Below are 25,711 nucleotides of genomic sequence, written 5' to 3' on the forward strand. Positions count from 1 at the left end.
GAGCAGTCGAAAGTAAATGGGGCATTTTAAAGAAAAGTAGCTGGTTAATGCAAATGATTTTCATTTTATTTATGGAATTGAAGCAGTTATTGAGCGCGCCAATAGACTTTTATGACCATATCTTGACGAGATAAACCAAGGGTGGATTTTAATCGTTGTCTTAATGACTTGATGTCCGCCGCTTCAAGCGCACCCCATACCTTGCCAATCTTAAGAGGCAATGTCGTTAATCTTGCATGTAATAAGCTCATGATTTGTTCAGAAAGATCGGTTGTTGGCGTTTTAATGATATGAAGTAGATTGTCTTGTAGAAAACGCTCATCATGACCTAAGTGCTGACAGAGATTGAGAGTGTGTAAATAATTGATGTCTTCTGGATCTTCGGTGATAGCAATGACAAGGGGCGGCAACGGATTTTGCCAGTTTTCTAATAGATTGGCGACGGTAGGCAGAGAGGTTTCATCGCAAATTAATAAGCATTGTCCCTCACTGAGGTGTTCTATTTTCTCAGGGTAATCGCGCACCGTTTTTATTGGCATACCGCAGACGAGAGAGCGTGCCCAATTACCACCTGGCGTGTCGCCATGGATATAAACATCTATCCAAGCTTGAACAGACGAGCTGATTGGATCTCGCCATGCTTTTCGCAGGGTGTAGTAGCGCTGTAAAGGTTTATCGTTATTTTCTGACTCACCATTTATGGTAGATAAAACTTCAGCATTTAACTCAAATAAATACGCGTAGCCTGGATGATTGAGTGGGATATTATCGGGTGCTGTGACCACCAGTCGATACATATTAGGGCTGACATAGTAACCATCAATCACACTAAAGTGCTGTTCTTGAAGTTTGATCGTACGCTTACCAAGCTTAGTAGCGGATGCCTGCAATAACGCTATATATTGTTCATGTAGTGTCTCAGCGTCGCTAATAGGCACAAAAAAGTTGATGAAGTATTGATGATTAACACTAGAAATGTTTTCAGTGAGGCTGTTATCTGTAGAACTGCTATCTTTTAACGCATTAGAGTTATTTTGATACCGATTCATCGTCATAACATCTAACAAAAGGCCGTCAGGATACAGCTCTTTTATCGATACTATATCGTACTCGCCGACTGAGGCAGAGGTAAAGGCATTGATAAACATCGCAAGTTCATCTTGATGCTCTTCATTAAGATGGTGAATAAACATGGCTTTATCAGCAATGGCTAATGGGGTTTTATCGGTGTCATAACGAGTAAGCGTTTCAGCCATAAAGGGTCATCCAAGCCAGAAAATCACATAACGGTTCATTCATATAACCGTCAAGTAAGTGGCATCTGAAAATATAAGGTAGCGGAGAATAGAGATAAAAATAGCAAAAGTTTAATCAATAAGTATTGCTAGCCAAGCAAGGCGATAGAATTAGTAATCGATAATGTGAATTAAAAACACCTAAGCGTTATTGATAACCATTAACATCTAGATTATTATTACGTTAATAAGACTGACTGTCAATGCATTTATAAATAGTAAGTTGTGATCTCATTTGTAATGGATAAAATTCATGCTAAAAAGTAGAAGGTGTTCCGTCCTGCTCATCAGTTGTTAAGCCATTGCAAATCAACGCTTCATAAGTTATACAACCCCACTCTCAACTTCGAAAGTGATTGAAAAAAGAAGAGCACCTCACTAATCTATTGTTTTCGACCAAGAATACAATGGAGTTGTGAGATGCCCATAGACGAATTTATCATCAATATCTATTTAATGGTAGAGCAATATTACAAAATAGTCGTCACCAAACTGAGCTATGCTGAAGAAACCGTACAACTAAACTTGGTAAACTAACGACTCAAAGAGGAGTTTACCATGGTCAAGAAAGTAAGAACCTACAGCGATGAATTTAAAGCAGAAGCCGTCAAGAAGATAGCAGACAATAACGGCAATATTTCAGCGACTGCAAAGCAGCTTGGTATAGCGATGCAAACGCTATCTAACTGGCAGAACAAAGCCACTCAAGGCAAGCTTGCAGGGACTGAGCAATATGACCCACAGCTAATGGCCGTGCTAGAAGAGAATAAGCGCCTCAAAAGACAGCTTAAAGTGGCTGAAGAGGAGCGCGAGATACTAAATGAGGAGGGATAAAGCGAAGCACTGCTTCGCCCCGACGCAAGGGGAGAGCTATGCTCGAGTGAGGCGACGGCGTACTTCGCCAAACACAGCTAGTAAAGTACGCCTTTGTTAAAGACAACCAGCAACTCTTTCGCATCAGTAGCATGTGCCGTGTACTACAGATTAGACCCTCAAGTTACTACGACTGGCTGGGTCGTGACATCAGCGCTCAGCAGATACATCATAACCAGTCTGAGCTGCTAATCAAAGCGGCAAACAGTGAAACAAAGGAGCGCTACGGCTTTGAGCGTCTGCATGCGCATCTAAATGAGCAAGGATATGATATCAGCCCATACATGGTCAGAAGTATTAAAGAGGAGCATGGCATCAAATGCCGTCGCCACAAGCGCTTTAAGGTCACTACTGACTCTAATCATAATAAGCTCATCTATGACAACGTGCTCGATCAGCAGTTTGACGTCAACCGTCCTAACGAAGCATGGGTCAGTGATATCACCTATATCTGGACAACCGAGGGCTGGCTGTACTTAGCAGGCGTTAAAGACTTGTATACCAAAGAGCGGGTTGGCTATGCCATCAACAAACGTATGACCGCTGACTTAGTTTGCAAAGCATTGAACATGGCAATTAAGAATAAGAGACCAAGCAAGGGACTAATTGTTCACTCTGACAGAGGTAGTCAGTACTGTAGCCATGCGTATCATAAGATTATTAAACAGCATCAGTTTATAGGCTCAATGAGTGGCAAAGGTAATTGTTATGACAACGCACCCATAGAGAGCTTCTGGGGTGTATTAAAGAATGAGCTTGTATATCATCAGGGCTATAAGACCAGATTTGCTGCTATTACCGATATCATTAGATATATCGAGTTGTACTACAACCAAACGAGAATTCAAAAGGGTTTAGGCTATAAATTGCCAAGACAGGTGTGGTTTGACTATTATCGTCAAGCTGCGTAACTAAAATCTCCCAAGTTTAACTGTACGGATTTGACGGCAGGGGTCAATTCCCAGAATCATTACTGCGAGATGCGATTAGTAGAGGCAACCTTGTGCCTCTACTGTCTCAGATAACTCCTGAACCTGTCGGTTTACACGTAATATGGCCTGCCAATCGTTATTTAATGCCCAGTGTCCGTTTTATCATTGATGAATTCGTACGGTTGTCTTCTAAAGGCCACTTCAATTAGCTAAAAATTAAAGACAGTCATATAAGGAAACTTTATGCGATATTGTGGAATATCATTCAACAATAGAAACGCTTTTGGACTGTTTATTTATACCTACCAATTCTTATAAGATAGCTTTGACATTGAGTCATCCACAAGTATCAATAAGGATTAGTGATTATGCCTGTAGTAAATATTCAGATGTTTGAAGGTCGGGATGAAGCTAAAGCCTCAATCGCCAAAGATGTGACTGAGTCTATCGCTAAACATACAGGGGTAGACCCTCAATATGTTTATGTAATTTTTAATGATGTAAAAACGGAAAACTGGGCTATCTCTGGAGAGCTTTTTTCTGAGACATTAAAAAAATCAAATTAGTAGATATTTTTAAGATATTCATCAAATTAAGATGGCTTAGATTTTCTAGGCCGTTTTTTGATATAAGTAATCACTTTGAAGGTAACTTCCCAAACATTGTTTTTTCAAGAACTATGTTACTTTGAATTTGAGACTTTAATCCTCAAACCTCAAGTTTAACCTTCTCATCTAGCAAGTGAACTACCTCGGAATTGTCGGCGACTTAATATTCTGAGAGAATAAGACAATGACAAGCATACACTCCTGAAATTAAAGAGCGCGCTGTTCGTATTCTAATTAAAGGAGCAAACGACTCCTCCTCGATCATAGATCAAACCGTACTCGCCTCAGTTCAAGCACAACGCCAAGAACAACGAATCAAAGAGCTTGAACGAGAGAGTAGAGAGCTAAAGCAAGCCAATGATATTATACGTAAGGCGGCGGCTATTTTCGTCCAGACGGAGCTCGGCCGGCCGCCCAAGTGATGGTTAAGTTCATCGATTATTATAAAGATACTTACAGGATTGAGCCAATCTGTGATATCCCACGGATTGCCTCATTCACCTATTACCGTATTAAACAGCTAGAGCATCGGTCATCCAGTCTGTTTCATTGGTTTTACTAGAGTATCTTTATTTTTTCTCAGGAGCATGTACTAAATCGACCACGTTCAAATCAAAACCTGACAAAGCGTAAAACTTCATCGGTGAGGACAATAAGCGCATATCACGAACACCTAAATGGCGTAGAATCTGCGCACCAACCCCAATGCTACGGTAAGGCTGCTGAGCACTAGTAGACATAGTTTGGTTGACAGAAGTTTTATCAAGCGCGTCACCTAAATCAATCGGTTGATGATTGCCAATCCAAACTAACACGCCGCGCTCTGAATTATTTATTTCTTCTAACGCCGAACGCACACTCCAGCCGCTACGTCCAGTTGAATCATTTTTAGCAGCAAATAAGTCACGTAACGGTTGAAATCCATGTACTCGAACGGTACTGACGCCTTGACTCACATCACCTTTTACTAAAGCTAAGTGAGTTTCGTCAGCGCCAAACTCACGGAAACGATGCAAGGTGAATGTACCATACTCAGTCTCAAAAGGATGTGAGTCAATTTCTTCCACTGTTTGCTCATTGGCAATACGATAGTTAATGAGGTCGGCAATGGTACCTATCTTGATATTATGCTCTTTAGCAAATATCTCAAGATCATCGCGGCGTGCCATCGTTCCATCAGCATTGAGGATTTCGACAAGAACAGATGCTGGCTCAAGTCCTGCTAAGCGCGCCAAATCGCAGCCCGCTTCGGTGTGACCCGCGCGGTGTAATACGCCGCCATCTTGCGCGATAATAGGAAAGATATGGCCAGGCTGTACAATATCTTCAGCTTTGGCTGAAGAGGCTACCGCTGCTTGAATAGTACGCGCGCGATCACCGGCAGAAATACCCGTAGTAACACCTTCAGCCGCTTCAATTGACACAGTAAAATTAGTATTAAACTTCGCTTCATTGCGATCTGACATTAACGGCAATGCCAGTTGATGGGCACGCGCTTTTGAAATTGTCAAACAAACCAAGCCACGCGCATGGGTAATCATAAAGTTAATGTCTTCAGGGCGCACATGAGTCGCTGCCATGATAATATCACCTTCGTTTTCGCGGTCTTCATCGTCCATCAAGATGACCATTTTGCCCGCACGAATGTCTTCGATAATCTCAGGAATCGTATTTAAGCTCATAGAAGGTCTCAATCTTTTATTATTTATAGGTGTGATTTGGAATATAAAACATTATCTGTCTATTACAGTTGATTTAAACATTGCTTATATATACAGAGACATTTTAACGCTTTTCATCCTAAAGTGTCGTCTCATCTTTAAACTGTAGAAGTTATTTTATAGAAGTGAGTTATAAGCTTTAATTCACTATCAATATGGAATAGCATTGAAAAAAGAAGAGCACCTCACTAATCTAGTGTCTTCGACTAAGAAATCAACAAAGTTATGAGCTGACCTTAGAAGAATTTATCATCAATATCTATTTAACGGTATACTCTACGAAACTATGACCCCTGCCGTCAAATCCGCCCAGTTAAACTTGGGAGATTTTAATTACGCAGCTCGACGATAATAATCAAACCACACCTGTCTTGGCAATCTATAGTTCAAACCCTTTTGAATTCCAGTTTAATTGTATTCAAGCTCAACATACAGCTTGTAAGACTTTACTAAACCTTATCAGACTATTATTTGGTGGTGTTCTAAAAAGTATGCTGACATCAGACATAGCCATAATTGACATAGAAGAATACCAAATCAAACACCTTAAAGTGGTTATCAAACTTCTTTGAGAAGCAACAGGTCTTTCGAACGGCTCGTCGCAATCGGTGTCTAAGGCGACAGTTATTACCTTCTATACCTATGGTGTGCTGTTTGCCAATTCGTTTGTTATCACTTTTAAAGGCGGTTTTAAAGCTATCCCAGTTATCCATGCTAATAGAACCATAGCTGACTTTCAGTTGTTTAAGACGGGCTCTTAGCTTCTTAGCTGTTTTCAGGTCACGTTTGCCCCAAACATAAGCAACAATCTCATTGGTAGCGCGGTCATAAGCATAAATAAGCCAAACTTTACGCTTTTTGCGATACACGTAAGTCCAGAATTCATCAACCTCTAAGCGTTCATAATAGCGCTTCTTAGGCGTAATCTTATAAACAGATGAGCCTATGGTGCTAAGGACTTTACCAATACTAATAGAGGCTATAACGGCTATGTCTCTGACGCCGCAACCTCTAACCGTCATTAGCCGTATGATGTCTTCTATTTTAGAGTGACAGCCATGATAAGTTAAGGCATGGTCGCCAATGAATTGACGTTTGCAGTCCTTGCACTGGTAGTTCTGCTTGCCATAGCTTTTTTTGCCGTGTATCGAAAAACTGGGACTGTGACAGTCGGGGCAACTGATATCTATTTGTGTCTTCATAACCTCAAATATATCATCTTGCTCTGGCTGTCACTCCTCCTTTTATTTCCTCAGCATACTTTCTGACACACCACCATCGAAAAAGGCTACGTGACCTTTTAAGGGGGTATCCCGAATTCTGTGTAACTGCCATTTAGATTAAGTGCTTACTAATACGATCATCAAACATAATCATAAAGCGATTCAAAGCAGACGTCCAGTTACGAATGGGCATCGACCACTTTTTGGATGCCTGCTGGGTGGCTAAGTACACCACTTTAAATGCAGCTTGATCAGAGGGGAACACCTTACGCTTATTCACTGCTGTCCGAATCACGCTGTTTAGCGACTCTATCGCATTAGTAGTATAAATCGCTTTTCTAATGTCTTTAGGATAATTAAAGAACACCGTTAAGCCCTCCCAGTTATTGCGCCAAGACTTAACCACGTGCGGGTATTTCTCGCCCCACACCTCATCAAAGTGCTCAAGATTGGCCTCTGCTATCTCAAGCGTATCAGCGCCGTAGATGGCTTTTAAATCAGCCGCTATTGCCTTCTTATCTATCCAAGGTACAAACTTCATGTAACGCACCATATGCACGATACACAGCTGAACCTGAGCGTTGGGATAAACCGTATTGATGGCATCAGGGAAGCCCTTTAAGCCGTCGACACAGGCAATGAAGATATCTTGTACCCCGCGGTTTTGTAGTTCAGTGAGAACACCCAGCCAGAACTTAGCGCCTTCATTCTCTGATAACCACATACCAAGCAGCTCTTTTTTACCGTTAAGAGCAACACCTAGCGCCAGATAGATAGCCTTGTTGATAATCTGCTTATCTTGACGTACTTTGACGACAATACAGTCTAAATAGACAATAGGATAAACACTGCTCAGCGGCCGGTTCTGCCAAGCGGTGATGTCCTCTAATATATTATCGGTGACTCTTGAGACAAGAGAGCTTGAGATGTCGACATCGTAGAGCTCTTTAATACTCTCTACGATCTCAGTGGTGGTTTGACCCTTGGCGTAAAGGAATATGATTTTATCATCAAGGCCACTAATACGGGTTTGATGCTTACGCACTAAGGCAGGTTCAAAGCTGCCATCACGGTCTCTTGGGGTGGATATCTCAAGATCGCCTGTGTCACTGCGGACGGTCTTTTTAGTGTGCCCATTACGCTTATTAGGTTTATCCGCCTTTTCATGTTTGGGGTAGCCGAGATGGTCTTCCATCTCAGCTTCAAGGGCAGTATCGATAAAGGATTGCATGAGCTGCTTTTGGAAGTCTTTGATGTCATCGAAGCTTTTCATGCTACCAGCCATTTGCTCGGCCAGCTTTTTAATGTCAGATTGAGTAGTCATTGCTTATTCTCCGGTTAGTGGATTATAAGCAGTTACACAGTTTTTAGGAAACTCCCTTTTTTAACAAATACCCTGAATATTTGCTCATTACATGTATGCCAGTTAATATGGACTCATCTCCACTGAACTCTAAAACTATATTATTATCCCAGTAGCAATAAATCTCATTTATATGTATACCACCTATAGTCATCTCATCTCTATGGAAAAAAAACCATAAATTATGAGTTGATAGCACATCACATTCTTCCTTCGTAGGTTTATAAATATGTTCTGTGCTTTTTTTAAAGTAGTCAAAACTTATTCCTAACTTTATACCAGCAGCCTGAATACCTGGAACAATATCTGCGTCCATTACTGGTTCTATCTTTATCATTGAATTGCCCATTAACTGTTTTGATCTCTGCTAACGATTTCGTAGTTATTAATATACATACAATACTAGCAGTTCGAAGCCTGTATAGCGCACCGAACTATAGTTATTACAAAATCAGTTCAATCGTCAGAAAGTTTTAGGCATTGAAATTGCCCGTCCGATTAAGGTGTGTAATTAATCCCAAGTAATACCATGCTTTATCTGTTCTTCAAAATGCATTATCACATAAAATAATCGAATAATTTGATTAGGTACATCTTCATAGCTGGCTAAATAATCTGTACCAATTTCAATTGGTACATAAATATCTGCATCTTCTTTATCTATTAAAAAATGACCATCCGCATAAAATCCTAAATTGTACTGACTAGATAATTTGTCTAATCTGTCATTAATTCTCAATTCATTAAATAGCGAACCTTGATAATTGCCTGAAACTATGATTCCGTAAAGAATTTTTGTAGGTTTTCCATCAAACTGTAAAACAACATCATTATTCCAGCGACAGGCATAAGCATCAAACTCTTTTCCTAAGCTATTAGTACCTTTGTGATGTATGACATACCATAAGCCTTTAGTATTTGATGGCTTGTTATATTCCTCATTATCAACCAGCTTATGTGGTGCATGTTTAAGAAACTCATCAAAGCTTAATCCAATATCAATGCCTGCGGCACTTTTTAATGGGATAATATCAGCATTTAAATGAGGTATAAATTTTTTCATATTTTAAGCCTTCCGCTATTTTGGTTAATCAATTACCTACTCTAGAGTGAGATGATCAAATCACATTAAGCATCTCAATATGTACACTGTGAAGTATAGTCAGTTCAAAATAAAATTGTTATGGTTAGGACAAACATCATAAAACAATTTGGATAAGTCGTTTTCCATCCAACCTTGGCGTAGAAACTTCACCTGAGCCCATTTCTTTTCAATGGGATTCAGATCAGGGCTGTACGGTGGCAGCCATAAAATACGATGACCATGTCTATTCAGTAGCTTTTGAATACGCTTACTCTTATGAAATCTGGCATTATCCATCACAATCACGCATTTGGTTTTAAGACTTGGGATCAGCTTGTGTTTGCACCATTCGTAGAATATGCGGCTGTTGATGTTGTGCTTAAAGTAATCTAGGGCAAACAGCATCTTTTCATATAGAGCACCGATAACGTTGGTTCGCTTTTTACCTTGCCAGTTGTAGCTATCGATACAAGGCTTACCAATCGGTGCATAACCATGAGAGCGAATGGTCTCGTGCTCAAAACCGCTTTCGTCCATATAAACGATGGGATAGCCTTGCTGCCTAAAGCTATTAAGCTTACTGTGGTATATCGCTCTTTTGATCGGACAGGCTTTTGGATGTTCTAAAGTCTTTTTTTTGACTGATGCCTAGACGCTTTAGGGCATGATGAATGCCTGTTTTACTACAGTTTAGACGACGAGCTCGCTCATACTGGTAATCATCGGGATACTCTTTGACATCATTAAGTAGCACATCATCTGGTATTTTATAGGGCTTGGTTTGCCTGGTTGTTTTACTATGAACACGCCGCTTCCAGTTCTGTATGGTGGTTGGGCTCAGATTATAAAACTCAGCCGCCTCGGCAAAGGTCATACCCTCGTCTAAGCTTTTTAGTACCTGTTTGCGAAAATCTAGTGAGTAAGTCATGGTCTTTATAATAACAATTGAATTTGATAGTTAGTTTATAACACTTTTAGGTGGGATTGACTATACACTACAATGAATAAAGTAACCAAAATCCTTGATAAAATTAGCCCACAGCTTAGGGTTTAAGTCCTCAATAGGGAACCGAACCCATTTAATGAGGTAGTATCACTTAACTGATGCAATAAGCTTAGATTTTACAATAAAAAACTAGCCCAGCTGTGAAAGCTTAATAAGGCAAATAAAATGAATATCCATGTTTTAGATAGGTTTGATGAGATTTATTACGACTTAAATCAAGTAACCATTGAAGATGTATATATTAAAGATAGAGATGAAACTGATATTGAATTTGATGCGTTGAATTTTAAATATGCCAAACCTAAAGACCAAAGTTTTAACGAGTATTTTTTTACGCACTTTAAAGACACTCAACCTGAGACTTATAAGGTCTTGTCTGAGATTAAAGAAGACTTTTTCTATGCCATTCGACGAACAACCATTCCAGAGATAGTTTCAGATATTACAGCATTTGGTATTAATATAAATGGCATTATTATTTATCTGCGGTATACGCCTTATATTGCTGATGATGCTCAGGAAAATGAGTTTAACTTACCCCTAGAGATTATTCAGTCGTGGCTATGGCGTAGTGCTGGTTGGTATATCCCTGAGAACGCTGTTTATGGACCATTAGCTCCAAGCGGTTTGCCATCGAGTAACAATCCGCCTATTGGATCAATTTGCCCAGATATTGAAGGTAAAAATAAACAAGCTCATAAGAAGGTGGTATTTTTAGAGGAAAAGTTTGATCAACCTTTTTTGGTGGAATATGGGTATGAAGGCGATGAAAAACATGATACACACTTTCAGCTACACGCCTTACTTGACACTAGATTTAATGGTCTAGAACAACAGAAGAATTTCCAGATATTTTCTGTCACTAACCATATCCAAAAAGATATATATTTGATACAAGATCAGGATATCTATAGTATCCAAAAGCTAATGAAACCAGCAGAAGCAATTGATCATTATGCTGCTCACTTACTGTCAAGACAGGCTGGAGAATTCGACTTTTTACAATATGCTGAAGACTTTTAACGGCATTCCTAGCTTGGTTAATACCCCTATAGGGGTATTCTAGTTGATCCCTTAAACTTCGCTTATCAGGCAAGTTGAGCTTTGTTCCCATAACAGACGTTATGGTAAATAAAAGAATCCGCTAAATATAACGCACAGTAAAATAACAGATATAGTGCCAAAACTATTTAACCAGTATTATAAAGTCCGCCCATTATACAGACACGCTTTTTGAGTAATATTAACAGCGTTCTTTGTGTGTCTACCTCAAGATAACATGTCACTGACATCTATTCACTGAACTTCTCAACTAATGCTATTAGTTTTTATCATAACTTAAGCTAAAACATATTATTGAGAGTACAACTACATAACTAAACAAGCTTTGTATAAATAAGCTTATTCTCATAAAGAAGTATTCATTTAATACAAAGTAAGCACTTAAAAGTATATTAAAAACAATGAAGTAGATATTAACAGACAATGAAAAAAAAGCTTGCAATGAGCTGCTATCAATAGCATAATTTTGCCACTATAAAAATGGTGGACTTATGTATACAAGTATTTTTGGTCAGAACAGAGCAGGACATGGGTGGCGGTTTTTATCGATCAGTGTGACAAGTATTTTGATGAGCATGGCCGCTCAGGCTATCACGCCTGAGCAATACCAAGAGCAGCGTAGCGAAGCCTTAAAGCAGCAACAGCTGGTTAATCCCAATGTCACGATCGATACCAACGTCTTCAAACGTGCGCCTTCAGCCTCTATCACACCTCCTGCTTCTCAGAGTGCTGACCAAGCCTCTCTTCCCTGCTTCGATATCAATCACATTTATCTAACCGGCGAGCTGAGCGAGCAATTCAGCTTTGCACTGACGCCCTATACGATGGGTAAGTCCTCCTTACTTGGCAGCTGTTTATCCGTCAATGATATCAACAGACTAGTCACCAACGTTCAAAACCTTATTATAGAAGAAGGCTACGTGACCACTCGCGTACTGGTACAAAATCAAAACCTTAAATCTGGTAATTTATATTTAACCCTCATTCCGGGTCGTATTGATCAGATTGTCGCCACTGACATTAAAGCGTCCCGTCCTATCTATACTGACGGCAGTGGCAACCCTGCCAACTTCGCACCTGCCATGCCAATGCGCTCCGGTGATTTATTAAACGTTCGTGATATTGAACAAGCGCTTGAGAACTTTAAGCGTGTGCCTACGGCCGATGCAGACTTCTCCATTGCGCCAAGTAGCCGTATGAGCACGCCGGGCTATAGTGATATTGCAGTCAAGTGGCAGCAAGATAAGCGCTGGCGCTTATCGGCCTCTGTTGATGATTCAGGACAAAAGAGCACGGGTATCTATCAAGGTAACGTTACTTTGTCACTAGACAACCCGACTTGGCATAACGATTTATTATATCTGTCTTATAACCATGATCTTGATGGCGGTAATGACAAGAATGATGGCAGTTGGGGCTATAACGTAGGGTATGTATTGCCCATTGATAATACCCAACTGACACTCACGCACAGCGGTTACAACTATGATCAGACGGTTGCCGGTGCCAATCAAGATTATGTCTACAGCGGTGAGTCTTATAATACGGAAGCGTTAGTCAGCCACTTGGTCCACCGTGACAATCACAGTAAAACCTACCTAAAAGCGGGCGGTTATGCCAAGCAGCAAAACAACTATATTGATGATACTGAAGTTGAAGTGCAGCGTCGCCGCACGGCAGGGTATAAAGCAGGTATTGGTTACGAGACCATCATTGGTAAAACCCAATGGATAGGCGATGTGATCTATCAGCGTGGTACCGCTGCCTTTAATGCCATCAGTCCGCCTGAAGCTTTGTTTAATGAAGGCAGTGCGCGTGCCGGTATCATCAAAACCAACATTGATATCAATCAACCTATCAAGCTTGCTGATAAAGCGCTCAATTATCACGCAGCGTTTAAAGGACAATATGCGACAGAGGCATTGACATCCAATGAGCGCTTTAGCATTGGTGGTCGCTATAGTGTACGAGGCTTTGATGGTGAGCGTAGCTTAAGTGGCGATCATGGTGCTTTATTAAGACAAGAGCTCAGTGCTTATATAGGAGATAAGCCGCATGCGGTTTATGCAGGTATTGATGCCGGTTATGTGAAGCTCGACAATGCTGCGCAAGATGATCTACTGCTTGGTAATCATCTGGTTGGCGGGGTCGTTGGTGTCAAAGGCTACGTCACGCCGATTAGAACCAGCTATGACTTATTTGCTGGCTACCCATTAGCTCAGCCAGATAACTTTAGTGATAAAGAGTGGGTGACAGGCTTTAGCTTGGGTTGGCAGTATTAGTTGCTATCAGTCAAATCACTAACTCGTCTTATTTATAAATAAGAGTTTCTTAAAACACATTAGCTTTAAAACTATCCGATATTTGTTATAACCCTATATCTTAAAGGACATCACCATGAACGCACAGTGCTACCGAGTTATCTTTAACAAAGCCCGTGGAATGCTTATGGTGGTGTCGGAATCAGCCCGCTCTCAAGGCAAAACAGGCAATCCTGCTAATGGCGGTAGTAAAATAAGCCAAGTAGCAGGCGCTTCGCAAACGGCTGCTCAAACAAATAGCACCTATCAAGGCGGCCAGCTTGTAGCGCTGCGCTCACATGTATTATTGGCGTTAGGGCTTGCCACCATCGTTGCTAGCAGCGTCAGTATCAGTAATAGCGCTTATGCTGATGCCACGAGTATTGTCGCTGATCGTAATGCGGCGGCCAATCAGCAAGCAACCATATTGAAGTCTTCGAACGGCACCACTCAAGTGAATATTCAAGCCCCAAGCGCGGCTGGCGTCTCACGTAACGTTTTTAGTCAATTTGATGTCGGTACTGATGGCGCTATTATAAATAACAGTCGCACCAATGCTCAGACGCAGCTTGCTGGTTGGGTTGAAGGTAATCCGTATCTGGCTCGCGGTGAAGCCCGTGTTATTTTAAATGAGGTTAATTCAAGTGATCCAAGTCGTTTAAGTGGCTACACTGAAATTGCAGGCGGACGAGCTGAGCTGGTGATTGCCAATCCTGCTGGTATTACCTGCGCAGGTTGCGGGTTTATCAATGCCTCGCGTACAACATTGACCACCGGTAATGCGTTGATGGATCAAGGCAAGCTCACTGGCTTTGATGTGACAGGTGGTAAGGTTCGTATAGATGGTGATGGTTTAGATACCAGCGGCTCAGACTACACGCAAATACTCGCCAAGAGCGCCCAGATTAATGGTGCGGTTTATGCTAAGAATTTGGACGTCATCACTGGTAATAATCAGATTAGCTATGAGGCCGATGGTACAGAATCAACCATTACGCCTAAAAGTTCAACTGGTAGCAATCAAGCGACAGGCGTGGCGCTTGATGTCTCAGCCCTTGGCGCCATGTATGCGGGCAAAATCCGCCTGATTGGTACCGATAAAGGCATGGGCGTGACCAATGCGGGTAGCATCATTGCAAGCTCTGGTGGCTTACAGTTAGACAATGATGGTAATTTGATCAACTCGGGCAGCCTGATTGCCAATCAAGGTAAAGTCGCTGTCAATGTTGGTAGCAATACTATCAATAACTCGGGCACTATCGCCAGCAGTCGAGATGCGGCAGCGCTCAGTAGCAGCTCGCTTGATAATAGCGGGGTGATTAGTAGCCGTGATATTTTAAGCTTGCAGCAAACAGGTAATATCACTAACTCAGGTGAGATCGCCACGGGTAGCTTCGATGTAAAAGCTAACGCTCTAAATAATAGCGGTAAATTATTACAAACTGGCAGTGGTCAGTTGGCAATTGATACCAGCGCTTTGGTTAATCAACAAGGCGGCATTATCGGGCAAAATCTGTATGCTAATGCCAGCAATCCCTCAACGGTTGCTCCTACTACTAAGCCACCAACTAGCGCCGCTAATGGTAGCAGTGTGCAAGGAGGTAATGATATTGAAGCGTCCACGCCGAACCTTGCGCCCCTACCTGCTATCACTCGTGATGGTAATATAAGTGTCAGTAATTTTACCAATACGGGCAGCCTCTACACTAATGGGAAGATTAACATTGATGCGCTAAGCGCAGTCAACCAAGGCAAATCAAGCTTAGCCGTAGATCGTATAAATATTGCAGGTAATGGTCAAGTCACTAACGCTGACAGTCGTTTGCAACTCGATCAAATCAATTGGCAACTGGCAAACTTTGATAATAATAAAGGTCAAATTACCGCGACCAAAGACATTAACATTCGCTCATCGGATCAGATCAATAATAGCCAAGGGACTATCGCGGCTATGGGCGATATTACCCTTAATGCAGGTAACCAGCTAAACAACACTCAAGGGGTGATTCAGAGTAATGGCAATCTAACGACTAATAGTAGTGAGCTTGATAATACGCAAGGGATAATAAGTAGCAAAGGCAATCTATCTATTGATGCTAACGGCAACCTTATTAACACTAAAGGTCGTACTAGTAGTGAAGGTAAACTAACTGTCAAGGCTAAGGATGTCACTAACGATCAAGGTAGCTTTAGTGCTCAGCAGCAGCTAGATATTGTGGCGAATCGTCTAACTAACAGCGGTCAGATATACGGACAAACGGGTAACCAAATTACCCTTAATAATGATCTACAAAACAGTGGCCTTATCGGTAGTCAAGCCAATACTACTATTAACGCAAGCACCATCACGCAAACGGCATCTGGTAGTCTAGTTGCCGGTATGCAAACGGATGGTAGTTTAATTGAGGGTGGTAGTGCTGCTCTGACAGTGACGGCTAAAGATAAGGTAGTCAGTCAAGGCAAGCAAATGGCTACTGGTGATATGACTATCAGCGGTAGTAGTGTGAGTTTAGATGACAGTGTCACGCAAGCTCGTAATATCACTATGAGGGCTACTGGTGACATCAGCAATCAAAAAGCGACGATAGTGGCAAAAGAGAATTTGACCCTTGATAGCGCTCAAGGCAATCTGAACAATCAAAGCAGTGAGATATCAGCGCAAAATCTCGATATTATAGCCAAGAGTTTAGATAATACTGACGGTAAAATCGCGCAAACCGGCAATCAAAACTTAATGCTAAGTCTAGCAGAAGGTATTGATAATACTCGTGGTCGCATCGCGAGTAACGCCAGTACTGTCGCTATAACGACTAGTACTTTAGATAATAGCAGTGGCGCGATTATGCAGGCGGCGCAGGCTAACCCTAGTCTATCTATAACTGCTAATAAAGTGATTAACGATAAAGGCCAAGTGCTCAGTTTAGGGGATCAGACTTGGCAAGTGGCGACTAACATCGATAACCAAAATGGAGTGATACAAGCTCAGCGCTTCGATATTACCGCCAGTGATTTAGATAATATCGATGGTCGAATTCTAGCAGTAGCCAGTAAGGAAAAGGTATCTACTCAAACTAAGGATAGTCAGCTCAACGTTAGCGGCACAATCAATAATACTAGCAGTACTGAGCAAACTGATAAGGGCGCTATTACTAGTAATACCGGCAGCCTCATTATCAATGCAGGTAACTTACAAAATGATAAAGCTCAAATATCGTCAAGCCAAAGCCTACAAGTCAATTCAAACAGTCTCATCAATAGTGGCAGTCTCTATGCCAAAGACATCACGATAGCTAATCAAAACAAGCTTAGTAATTCAGGCAGTATTGCCGCTTTAGGTGATAGCACTATCAATACTGGTAGCCTAAATCAAAGTAAAGAAGGTCAGCTGATCGCAGGACTCAGTGCTAATGGCGAGCTTGGTGGTAACGCTAACTTGACCGTTACTAGTCGCGGACAGCAAACCAATGCAGGTACTAACATTGCTACGGGTGGTGTTAGCTTGACAGGTAGTGATCTTGACTTAATAGGCAGTCGTAATCAAAGCCGTAATCTACTGCTAAGGGCTACCGCTGGTGATATTAACTTAAATAAAGCCAATACTAGTGTCGCAGATCTGGCAACGCTAAACGCCACTGGCCGCTTATCTAACGATAGCGGCGTGCTACAAGCAGGACAGTTTGATTGGCAGATCAGCGAGCTGTCAAATATAGCAGGGACGATCAACCAGACCGGCAATCAAGCCTTTACGCTAGTAACCAAAGGCGATATCAATAATCAATCCGGATATATCGGTGGTAAAGCGGAAAGTTTGACTATCAACACTCAAGGACAGCTTAACAATACTCAAGGGTCAATAGTCCATAGTGCTAATGTCAATACTAGTGCTAACAGTGGCGCTACTATCATTGTTGATTCTCTATTAAATCTGCAAGGTAAGCTCATTAGTAATGGCAAAATGACGGCAACGGTTAATAAAGACTTTGATAGTACTGAGGGAGCCGTTCAAGCTAAGTCGCTACAAGTCGCTGCGGGCAAACTTACTAATTTAAATGGTCAACTGGTCAGTCAAAGCGGTGATCTTCAGCTAGTTGCGACAGATATTATTAATCAAGGCGAAAAAGCTTATATTCAAAGCGGTCAAAACCTCACTATTGAGTCTAAGCAATTAAGCAATAGTGATAAAGCGACTGTAATGGCACAAGGCACTGCAACCATCACAGCGGATGATAGTCTAAATAATAGCAGCGATGCGGTTATAGCCAGTAATGAGTCTATGGGTATCAATGGAGGTACTCTCAAGAATGACGCGCAGATTGCCTCAGTTAATAAAGATCTCACGATCAGTGCGACTACTGTCAACAATGCTTCTTTAGGACGTCTGCAAGCGGCTACTGATACGACTATTGATACTAAGCAGTCTTTGAACAACCAAGGTCTTATTGCAACGACTAAAACCTTAAAAGTCACCACGGGTGGCGATCTCAATAATCAAACGGGTACTTTGTCTGCAGCTGCTATTGATTTACTCAGTCAGCAAGGTATCAATAACGACAGTGGTCTGATTATACAAAGTGGCACTGATGAAGTGCTGTTAGTTAAAAGTAAAGGGCCGCTTAGTAATAAAAATACTAACACCCCTGCTAATTCAGACAAACAGCTCGGTATCATTACTAATGGTGATGTGGCTATCACTAGTGGTAGCTTGAACAATCTATCTGGACTTATCGCTGCTAATAATCTAACCATTGATAGCTCAGGCAATGTGGGCAATAAACAAGGTCAATTGCAAGCCACTAAGCAGCTGACTATCAAGGCGACTGGTAATGCTGTTCTAGATAACCAAGGCGGTCAGATTGGAGCTAACAAAGTTGATCTAATCATAGGTGATGCCAGCAGTGGCCGTATTAATAACAATGGCGTAGACAGTCTCATTCAAGCCGCCACAGATTTAACGTTAACCACGGGTACTTTGAGTAATCAAAGTACGAAGCAATCGGCAAATTCTGAAAAAAGCCAAGGCATCTTAGCTGGTAATGCCCTAGCTATTAACGCCTCTACAATCAGCAACACGGGCGGACAGCTGCTAGCCAATGATAAAATCACTATCAAAGCTAGCAATCAGCTTAATAACCAGTCAGGTACCATCAATAGTCAAGATATTGTCATTAGCGATAGCAATACAGCAGGGCGCGGTCTAGTCGTTGCTAACAGCCAAGGGCTAATCAACGCCAATAAAGATCTGAGTATCACCGCTAGAGGCTATAGCAATGCAGGCGGTACGATTAGTGCGGTGGATCAAGCCAATATCAATGTCTATGATAGTGTTTACTACGGCTCAAGCGATACCATCAACGCTGCTGATCTAAAATTGACGACTCAAGGCAATTTCACTAATAGTGGGAAACTATCCGCACAAAATGCTCTTACGGTTAGTGCTAATAACATCGATAACCTAAAGGGCGCTGAGATCACTAGTAATGGCACTACGGCGCTCAACGCCTCAGCTAACATTGACAATCGTGGTTTGATCAATGGGGTCAATAGCTATCTGGATGCAGTTAGTACCGTCAATAACTATAGTAATGGGCGTATCTATGGCGATCACGTCGCTATAAAGGCGACAACGCTAAATAACACCCCTGATGTCTTTACTAAAACACAGGTTGATAACTGCAAGGCAGGTCCTGGGTGTTTGGTAGAGATTTATGATGCCGCATCAAAAGAACAAGTTTGGATGTCTCAAACCTACTTAGATGAACTGGCCAAGTTAGAAACAAGTGATCCTAGTAAATATCAACAGATAATGGCAAATAATAACTTTAAATATTACAAAGTTACCTCAGACTCTGCTCCTGTTATCGCAGCTCGTCGCCGTTTAGATATTGGTGTTAACACTCTCAATAATAATCCTAATCAGGCACGTAGCGGTATCTTTAATGAGGACTTCAATGGTCAAGCGCAGATTATCAGTAATGGCGAGATGCATATCGGCGGTCGTTTAGATAGTAATCATCAAGCTATAGGTCGTGCTAATACAGTAACTAATAAAGGCGCTTCTATTGAGTCAGCAGGCGATATGGCTATCAGCGCTAATACGCTTAATAACGTTAATGCAGACTTTAGAAAAACCACTGAGATCGTCTCTGAAAAACATGTTAATAAATGGCGCTTTAAAAACGATAAACAAGGTCGATTGTTTGATCCAAGCGAGTTGCGTGGATCCAGTTGGGATTACTATGTTAAAGAAACAGGTGAGGAACTAGGTGAAGACTATAACGATTATAATTATACGGAAACGATATCTAAAGATAGAGTAGTCGCCTCCGATGCTTCCAGAATTATATCCGGTAGTGATATGTATTTAGCAGGTAATACTTTTACTAATGAGAAGAGTATTATTTTATCTGGTGAAAATAAAAAGATTTATGGCAAAGAGTTAATTAATGAGAACAAAGAGGACTTAATCGGTAACGAAGTTAGCGCTCGCGATGGTAGCTATCAGTTGTTAGAAGTCCGCTCTCACGCCCTTGGTAGTAAAAAGAGCCGTGATAAAATAGGGGGGCCTGTAAAATATAGTCCAGCGCCTATAATTACAGACACTTATGAGCTACTTATCCTAAACCAAGAAATAAATAAAGAAGTTATCGATTACGGTGTTAGTACACCTAAAGTTAATGAGCTAAAGTCTATAGCCAATGCTTTGCAGGCGCTTACGCAAAATAGTCAAACTACGGATAACAAAAGTGGCAACACTGAAGTATCTAATACTGAGCTGGCGGACGCAGCGAACTTATTAGATAAATTTGCTAAAGCTGAGAATAGCCAATTAACTAAATCTCAAAAGCAACAGATTCAAGATCTAATAGCTGCCCAAAATAAAGGTAAGCCGATTAATGCGACGCAAGTTGAGGACTTAATCGGTAATATCAACACTCAAATTAATCAGTTTGCCAGCGAAGAGATAAGAACTAGTGGCAATAAAGTCACTCTACCTAATGGTGGTCTCTACGGTATCGACCCTGATAGCAATGCGGATTATCTAGTAGAGTCCGATGCCGCCTTTGCCAACTATAAAAACTGGCTCTCGTCAAACTATATGCTCGATAGACTCAGCCTTGATCCTAGTATCACTCAAAAGCGTTTGGGCGATGGCTACTACGAGCAGCAGTATATCCGTGATCAGATCATGATGCTCACAGGCCGCTACTATTTAGGAAATTACGGTGATCAAGATTCTCAATATCAAGGTCTTATGAATGCTGGCATTACTACAGCGCAAGCTCTAAACCTGCGTCCTGGAGTTGCTTTGAGCGCTGATCAAGTCGCTCAATTAACTACCGACATGGTATGGCTGGTACAGCAAGAGGTCACCTTAGCGGATGGTACTAGTCAAAAGGTATTGGTACCCAAAGTCTATACTCGCCAAGCGGTAGGTCAAATCGATGGCACTGGTAATTTAATCGCTGCCAACAATATCAACATGCAACTAACCGGAGATTTGAGCAACCAAGGCAACATCGTCGGTCATAACACCCTCAAAATCAATGCTAATAACCTAACCAATGAGAACGGCGGCCTTATCAAAGGCAACTTCGTCCAAATCGGCACTAAAAACGATCTCAACAACCTCAGTGCGACCTTAAGCGCTAACAGTGCTATGCAACTTGATATTGGAGGCGATCTCAATAATAACAGCCTCACTTATAGCACTGAAGCCGTTAAAGGCGCTAGCAATGGGACCCGTACAGGCATCACTCAAATCGCCAGCATCTATATCGGCGATGGCCTCAAAGGTCAAGTCGATGCGAGTGGCAACCCCTTAACTACCTTTGTTGCCAACGTCGGCGGCAACACCACCTTTAGCGCTGGTCGTTTAGATAATCAAGGCGGAAGCAGCTTTATTGACACTAAGGGTAATGTCGCTCTTGATGCTGTCAAAACTAGCTACCAGACTAATAGTATTGGCGATGCTAATAACTACATCAAAGAAGGCGAAACCCGTGATGTTGGCAGCAACCTTACGGGTAGCAGTGACATCATTGTTAAAGCGGGTAATAATGTCACCGGCACAGCCACTCAAATCAGCAGCAATACTGGCACCGTTGGTATTACTGCAGGCAATAACATCACCTTTAGTGAGGGTCGTAACACTCAGAACCTAAGCACCGCCACTAAATCTACCGACAAAGGCTTCTTAGGCAAAAAGATCACCCAAGAGCGCTTTGACTCACAAAGCGATAATGCCATTACCAGCAACTTAGAAGGTAATAAAGTTACCATCCAAGCGGGTAACAACATCAGCCTCACAGGCACTAATGCCATTAGTGACAAAGGCACTACTCTTACCGCAGGCAGAGACATCAGCATCCTAGCCGCTAAGAACACCTCAAGCCAAAGCAGCAGTAGTCAAACCAAGAAATCAGGCCTATTCAGTGCTGATGGCGGCATGGGCTTTACCATTGGCAAACAGCAAAACGATGACAGCAATGCCAGCACTGCACTAACCCACACCGCAAGCAATGTCGGTGCCATCGACGGCAACGTCATTATCACCGCAGGAGGCAAATATCAGCAAACGGGTAGTAATTTGATCGCTGGAATGGGGGATGACAGTGATAAGGACTTCAAAGACCCCAATCGAGGCAACACCGTCGTTCGAGCTAAGAGTATCAATATTGACAACGCCATGGACGTCTACACCAATCAGAGCGAGCAAAAATCTAAACAAAGCGGTATGACCGTATCGGTCTCTAACAGTCTCGTTGACAGTGCTAAAAGCATTAACGCTCTTGTGGATGCGGGTGGTAACACTGACAGCGTACGCATGAAAGGTATGGCAGGTGTCGCTGGCGCTTTCAAGGTAAAAGCACTTGCTAAAGAAGCCAATAGCGCTGGTTATGATTTATTAGATGGCAACCTAAAAGGCATGGGTAATACTCGTGCCCAAGCTACTATTGGCAGCCAAAAGAGTCAATCCAACAGCTCAAGCTATAACGAGGTCAACCAAGGCTCAAATATTAACACTAATAACCTAGCGCTTATCGCAACCGGCGCAGGTACTGATAGTAATATCAATATTAACGGTAGTAATCTAAACGTCACCAATAATGCCCTATTCCAAGCGGATAATAACTTCAACGTCAGTGGCGTGGCACAGAACAGTAATACCCGTAGCACTAATAAAAGCTCAAATACCGCTATCGGCGGTTATGCCTCAACAGGCAGTGGTGTAGGTATAACCGCTAGTGGCAGTCGCGCTAAAGGCTATGCCAACAGCGATTCAGTGACTTATGCCAACAGTAACATTAAAGTTGGTAATACCACGACTTTAGATATTGGTAATGATGTCAACATCAAAGGCGGGGTCATTAACACCAATAAAGCGCAAGGCCAAATCCTTGGCGACGTTAATATCGAATCGTTACAAGATACTGCAACTTATGACAGCAAGCAGAAGAACATCGGCTTCACCGCAGATGTTGCTTTGGAGGGTGCAGGCTCTAGTCTATCTCTTAATGGTGGTAAGACTGATATCAATGCGGATTATAAAGCGGTTGGTGAACAGTCTGGAATACTCACAGGAGATGGTGGCTTTGATCTAGAAGTTGATGGTAAAACTACGCTGATAGGTGGCGCGATTACCACGACCGATGCGGCAGTAGCTGCTGGACGTAACAAATACGTGAGTAAAGGCGGTATCACGACTCAAGATATAGTAAATACTAGCAGCTATGAGGGAGACGCGATACAAGTTGGCGTCAGTCTCGGTATGACCGATAGAAAGCCACAAGGCAACACTAACGGTTTAGGCTATGGTACTGATAGCGATAGTGATGGTAGTATCACGAAAGCGGGCATCACAGGTATTGCAGGTAATAGTGGTATCACTACTGACAACCAAGCCGAATATGCAGGTGCGCTTGAAAATGTGTTTGATGCCAATCGAGTGAATGAAGAGCTTGGGGCGCAGGCGCAGATTACTCAAGAGTTTGGTAAGGAAGCCCCGAAAGCAGTAGCTGAGTTCTCACAAAGCCGTATTAATGCTATCAAAGCTGATCCTACTCTTAGCCTTGATGAGAAATTAGAAGCTATAAAAAAGTGGGATGAAGGCGGAATCTACCGAGTAGCGGCTCACACAGCGCTTGGCGCATTAGGTACGGGTAGTGTTGAGGGTGCATTCACGACAGGTGGCGTTGCTGCCGCTGCACCTACGCTTAATGAGGTACAAGAGAAGATAGCAGAGTCATTGATTGCAAGCGGTATGAGTGAAGATATTGCTAAAGGGACAGCCAGCGGTGTGATTAGTTTAACGCTACTAGGTACTGGTGCAGCAGCAGGACTTGATACTTCAAGTACAGTAACCGCTACTAATGTCGATGCGAATAATAGACAGTTGCATTTCAGTGAAATGACACTTTTGAATAAGTCGGCTCAGGATCTTTATAAAAAGTATGGTAGAAGTGTTGAATACTGGGAATCTATGCTGTATGGAGTTACATACTCACATTTAGATGCAGAAGGGAAAGGTAAACTAGATTGGTTGACTGAAAACTTAGAAGGAGGGCCGAAACATGGTCCTAATGGAAAAGCTTTCGCAGATATAATTGAAGGTGATATAGTTGTTGCTGAACAGGTCTATCAAAATTTAAAAGCTACTTATGGTAATAAGGTATTACCAAAAGATAAGAATAGTTCATCTAAACAAGACAAAGATATTAAAATGTTTGATGACAGTGGTTACTATAATGATGATAGTATTTATGGAACCTATGGAGGAAGCTATCAAGGTAATAGGAATAAAGGTAAAAAGTATAATGACCTAGTTGTAGGGCTAGACAAACAGATGATTGATGTTGCTACTCGCGGTGACAGAATAACACCGTTATTTCCTGAGCAGTATTACATTCCTTTAAATGAGCTTAAGGCTTTGAGTACTGTTGGATTATCAGCTGCTAAAACATTAGCTCAAAAAAAAGCAAGAGATCAATTATTAAAAGACTTAAAAGGCTTAAGTGTCAATGCTAATCTTAAATATCATTTAGCAAACGTAGATGGATTTTCTCGTTCAAAAGGTATAAAAGGTGGTCATAATAGAGCTAGATTTGAAGCAGAACTAAAAAAACAAGGCGGAAGAATTGCATCGGAAACTCCTACAGGCATTGATGGTATCGTATCTATTAGATACGAGATACCAAAATTAGACAGAGCTGGTAATCCTGATGGATGGAAAAGTATAAGTTCTCCTAAAACAGTTTACGATCCAATAAAGTTTTCAGATTCTGAAGTATTAGAAATGGGTCTAGAAGCCGCCGCAAAAGGCTATAATGAAGCAATCAGGTTAGGTAAAAGACAGTATGATGAAACTATTAATGGAGTAAAATTCCACGTATATATAGATCAAAAAACAGGAGCAATTAATAATGTTCATCCCCAGTAGTAATTTTTCTTATTTCCCTGAAGACTCAAATAATTATTACTTCTTTTATGATTTACTGTCGTGTCCTGAAGAGGGCGAGAGCGCAGTCATTAAGGAATGCTTCAGTACATTATACAAAAGCGGAGCTTTTCTAGAATCTATTCACAATGTATTAGTAGAGTATGATTCTGCAGGTGTAGAAGGATGTTGGTGGTATTATCCTGACTTGAGTAGCCCTTATCCTGATGATGTATTTGAAGGAGTTTGTTTCGAAATAGGGTTTGATAACCCAGATATGAAAGTCTATGTACCAGAAAAAGTCAGCTTTAATTATGCAAAAAAAGCTTGTGAACGTTTTCTAGAAATTCATCCCGAGTACAAAGGATTTTTAACAGAAATAATTGATAACTGGAAGCCTTTAAAGCCTTAGCTATAACTTACTTAGACCAAAAGCTACGATACTTAGTATACCGTAGCTTTTTTTAACTCAAACTAAAGCACCTCCACTTATGACAGCAATCAGAAGAATGCAGGCTTTACCCTTGATGTTGCTTTAGAGGGTGCAGACTCAAGTCTTTCGGTCAATGGTGGCAAGACTAACGTTGATGCTGACTATAAAGCCGTTAGGGAACAGTCAGGACTCTTTACTGGAGACGGTGGTATAGACCTCGTTGTAGAAGGTAAAACTGATCTTGTTGGTGGCGCGATTATATAGTGGTCAACTAATTTAGGACACCTGATAAGAGGTTTTTGTTAAAGTAGCGTTTCTCTTTTTCTAGCGGTGTTAAATAGTCATTAAAACGGTGTGGTCTCACTGACTGATAATAG

13 protein-coding genes, 1 pseudogene and 1 other annotated feature are annotated in these 25,711 nt (G+C 41.6%); of the genes and pseudogenes, 6 read left to right on the forward strand and 8 right to left on the reverse strand.

What is annotated here, in order from left to right:
* Positions 1-86: 86 nt before the first annotated feature.
* Complete coding sequence (locus tag A7325_RS03795) at positions 87-1,256, reverse strand: siderophore-interacting protein (protein WP_068404792.1); 1,170 nt, start codon at positions 1,254-1,256, stop codon at positions 87-89.
* Between the two features lie 597 nt (positions 1,257-1,853).
* Here A7325_RS03795 and A7325_RS03805 point away from each other — a divergent pair.
* Together A7325_RS03805 and A7325_RS03810 are read left to right on the forward strand one after the other, a co-directional pair.
* A pseudogene (locus tag A7325_RS03805) lies at positions 1,854-3,079 on the forward strand (IS3 family transposase).
* A 389-nt stretch (positions 3,080-3,468) separates the two neighbouring features.
* Positions 3,469-3,666, forward strand: a complete 198-nt coding sequence (locus A7325_RS03810) for a tautomerase family protein (protein WP_068404796.1) — start codon at positions 3,469-3,471, stop codon at positions 3,664-3,666.
* Positions 3,667-4,087: 421 nt separating this feature from the next.
* Positions 4,088-4,203, forward strand: a sequence feature (AL1L pseudoknot).
* 74 nt (positions 4,204-4,277) lie between these two features.
* Here the strand turns inward: A7325_RS03810 and A7325_RS03815 are convergent.
* The 7 genes from A7325_RS03815 to A7325_RS03845 form a co-directional block, all read right to left on the reverse strand.
* Complete coding sequence (locus A7325_RS03815) at positions 4,278-5,390, reverse strand: bifunctional 3,4-dihydroxy-2-butanone-4-phosphate synthase/GTP cyclohydrolase II (protein ID WP_068404798.1); 1,113 nt, start codon at positions 5,388-5,390, stop codon at positions 4,278-4,280.
* A 539-nt stretch (positions 5,391-5,929) separates the two neighbouring features.
* On the reverse strand, positions 5,930-6,631 hold the full coding sequence (locus A7325_RS03820) for an IS1 family transposase (protein WP_068404800.1): 702 nt from the start codon (positions 6,629-6,631) through the stop codon (positions 5,930-5,932).
* 133 nt (positions 6,632-6,764) lie between these two features.
* Positions 6,765-7,976 (reverse strand): IS256 family transposase, encoded by a 1,212-nt coding sequence (locus A7325_RS03825; RefSeq protein ID WP_068404802.1) that lies wholly within the window; start codon positions 7,974-7,976, stop codon positions 6,765-6,767.
* Positions 7,977-8,019: 43 nt separating this feature from the next.
* A complete protein-coding gene (locus A7325_RS03830; protein ID WP_156508491.1) occupies positions 8,020-8,331 on the reverse strand; it encodes a hypothetical protein in 312 nt (103 codons plus the stop codon).
* Positions 8,332-8,526: 195 nt separating this feature from the next.
* Positions 8,527-9,078, reverse strand: coding sequence for a hypothetical protein (locus A7325_RS03835; protein ID WP_068404806.1), 552 nt, complete (start codon positions 9,076-9,078; stop codon positions 8,527-8,529).
* A gap of 99 nt (positions 9,079-9,177) precedes the next feature.
* Complete coding sequence (locus A7325_RS03840; RefSeq protein ID WP_156508492.1) at positions 9,178-9,702, reverse strand: IS630 family transposase; 525 nt, start codon at positions 9,700-9,702, stop codon at positions 9,178-9,180.
* A complete protein-coding gene (locus A7325_RS03845) occupies positions 9,677-10,027 on the reverse strand; it encodes an IS630 transposase-related protein (RefSeq protein ID WP_068404810.1) in 351 nt (116 codons plus the stop codon). The genes A7325_RS03840 and A7325_RS03845 overlap by 26 nt, the downstream gene beginning before the upstream one ends.
* Positions 10,028-10,270: 243 nt before the next feature.
* Here A7325_RS03845 and A7325_RS03850 point away from each other — a divergent pair, with 243 nt between their 5' ends.
* From A7325_RS03850 to cdiI, 4 genes are all read left to right on the forward strand, one after another.
* The gene (locus A7325_RS03850) at positions 10,271-11,128 is read left to right on the forward strand and encodes a hypothetical protein (protein ID WP_068404812.1); all 858 of its coding nucleotides are present in this window, start codon (positions 10,271-10,273) and stop codon (positions 11,126-11,128) included.
* 530 nt (positions 11,129-11,658) lie between these two features.
* Positions 11,659-13,449 (forward strand): ShlB/FhaC/HecB family hemolysin secretion/activation protein, encoded by a 1,791-nt coding sequence (locus tag A7325_RS03855; RefSeq protein ID WP_068404813.1) that lies wholly within the window; start codon positions 11,659-11,661, stop codon positions 13,447-13,449.
* Positions 13,450-13,564: 115 nt separating this feature from the next.
* A complete protein-coding gene (locus A7325_RS03860; RefSeq protein ID WP_068404815.1) occupies positions 13,565-24,904 on the forward strand; it encodes a hemagglutinin repeat-containing protein in 11,340 nt (3,779 codons plus the stop codon).
* Entirely contained in the window at positions 24,888-25,313 is a 426-nt protein-coding gene (gene cdiI / locus A7325_RS03865) for a ribonuclease toxin immunity protein CdiI (protein WP_068404817.1), read from the forward strand. Before A7325_RS03860 ends, cdiI begins: the two co-directional genes overlap by 17 nt.
* The last annotated feature ends 398 nt before the right edge of the window (positions 25,314-25,711 follow it).

The organism is Psychrobacter sp. SHUES1 (assembly GCF_001652315.1).
Taxonomy (GTDB): Bacteria; Pseudomonadota; Gammaproteobacteria; order Pseudomonadales; family Moraxellaceae; genus Psychrobacter; species Psychrobacter faecalis.

Coding starts and splice junctions, on each gene's coding strand:
- A7325_RS03795 (WP_068404792.1), bottom strand. CDS start 1,256: ATGGCTGAAACGCTTACTCGTTATGACACCGATAAAACCCCATTAGCC.
- A7325_RS03810 (WP_068404796.1), top strand. CDS start 3,469: ATGCCTGTAGTAAATATTCAGATGTTTGAAGGTCGGGATGAAGCTAAA.
- A7325_RS03815 (WP_068404798.1), bottom strand. CDS start 5,390: ATGAGCTTAAATACGATTCCTGAGATTATCGAAGACATTCGTGCGGGC.
- A7325_RS03820 (WP_068404800.1), bottom strand. CDS start 6,631: ATGAAGACACAAATAGATATCAGTTGCCCCGACTGTCACAGTCCCAGT.
- A7325_RS03825 (WP_068404802.1), bottom strand. CDS start 7,976: ATGACTACTCAATCTGACATTAAAAAGCTGGCCGAGCAAATGGCTGGT.
- A7325_RS03830 (WP_156508491.1), bottom strand. CDS start 8,331: ATGGACGCAGATATTGTTCCAGGTATTCAGGCTGCTGGTATAAAGTTA.
- A7325_RS03835 (WP_068404806.1), bottom strand. CDS start 9,078: ATGAAAAAATTTATACCTCATTTAAATGCTGATATTATCCCATTAAAA.
- A7325_RS03845 (WP_068404810.1), bottom strand. CDS start 10,027: ATGACTTACTCACTAGATTTTCGCAAACAGGTACTAAAAAGCTTAGAC.
- A7325_RS03850 (WP_068404812.1), top strand. CDS start 10,271: ATGAATATCCATGTTTTAGATAGGTTTGATGAGATTTATTACGACTTA.
- A7325_RS03855 (WP_068404813.1), top strand. CDS start 11,659: ATGTATACAAGTATTTTTGGTCAGAACAGAGCAGGACATGGGTGGCGG.
- A7325_RS03860 (WP_068404815.1), top strand. CDS start 13,565: ATGAACGCACAGTGCTACCGAGTTATCTTTAACAAAGCCCGTGGAATG.
- cdiI (WP_068404817.1), top strand. CDS start 24,888: ATGTTCATCCCCAGTAGTAATTTTTCTTATTTCCCTGAAGACTCAAAT.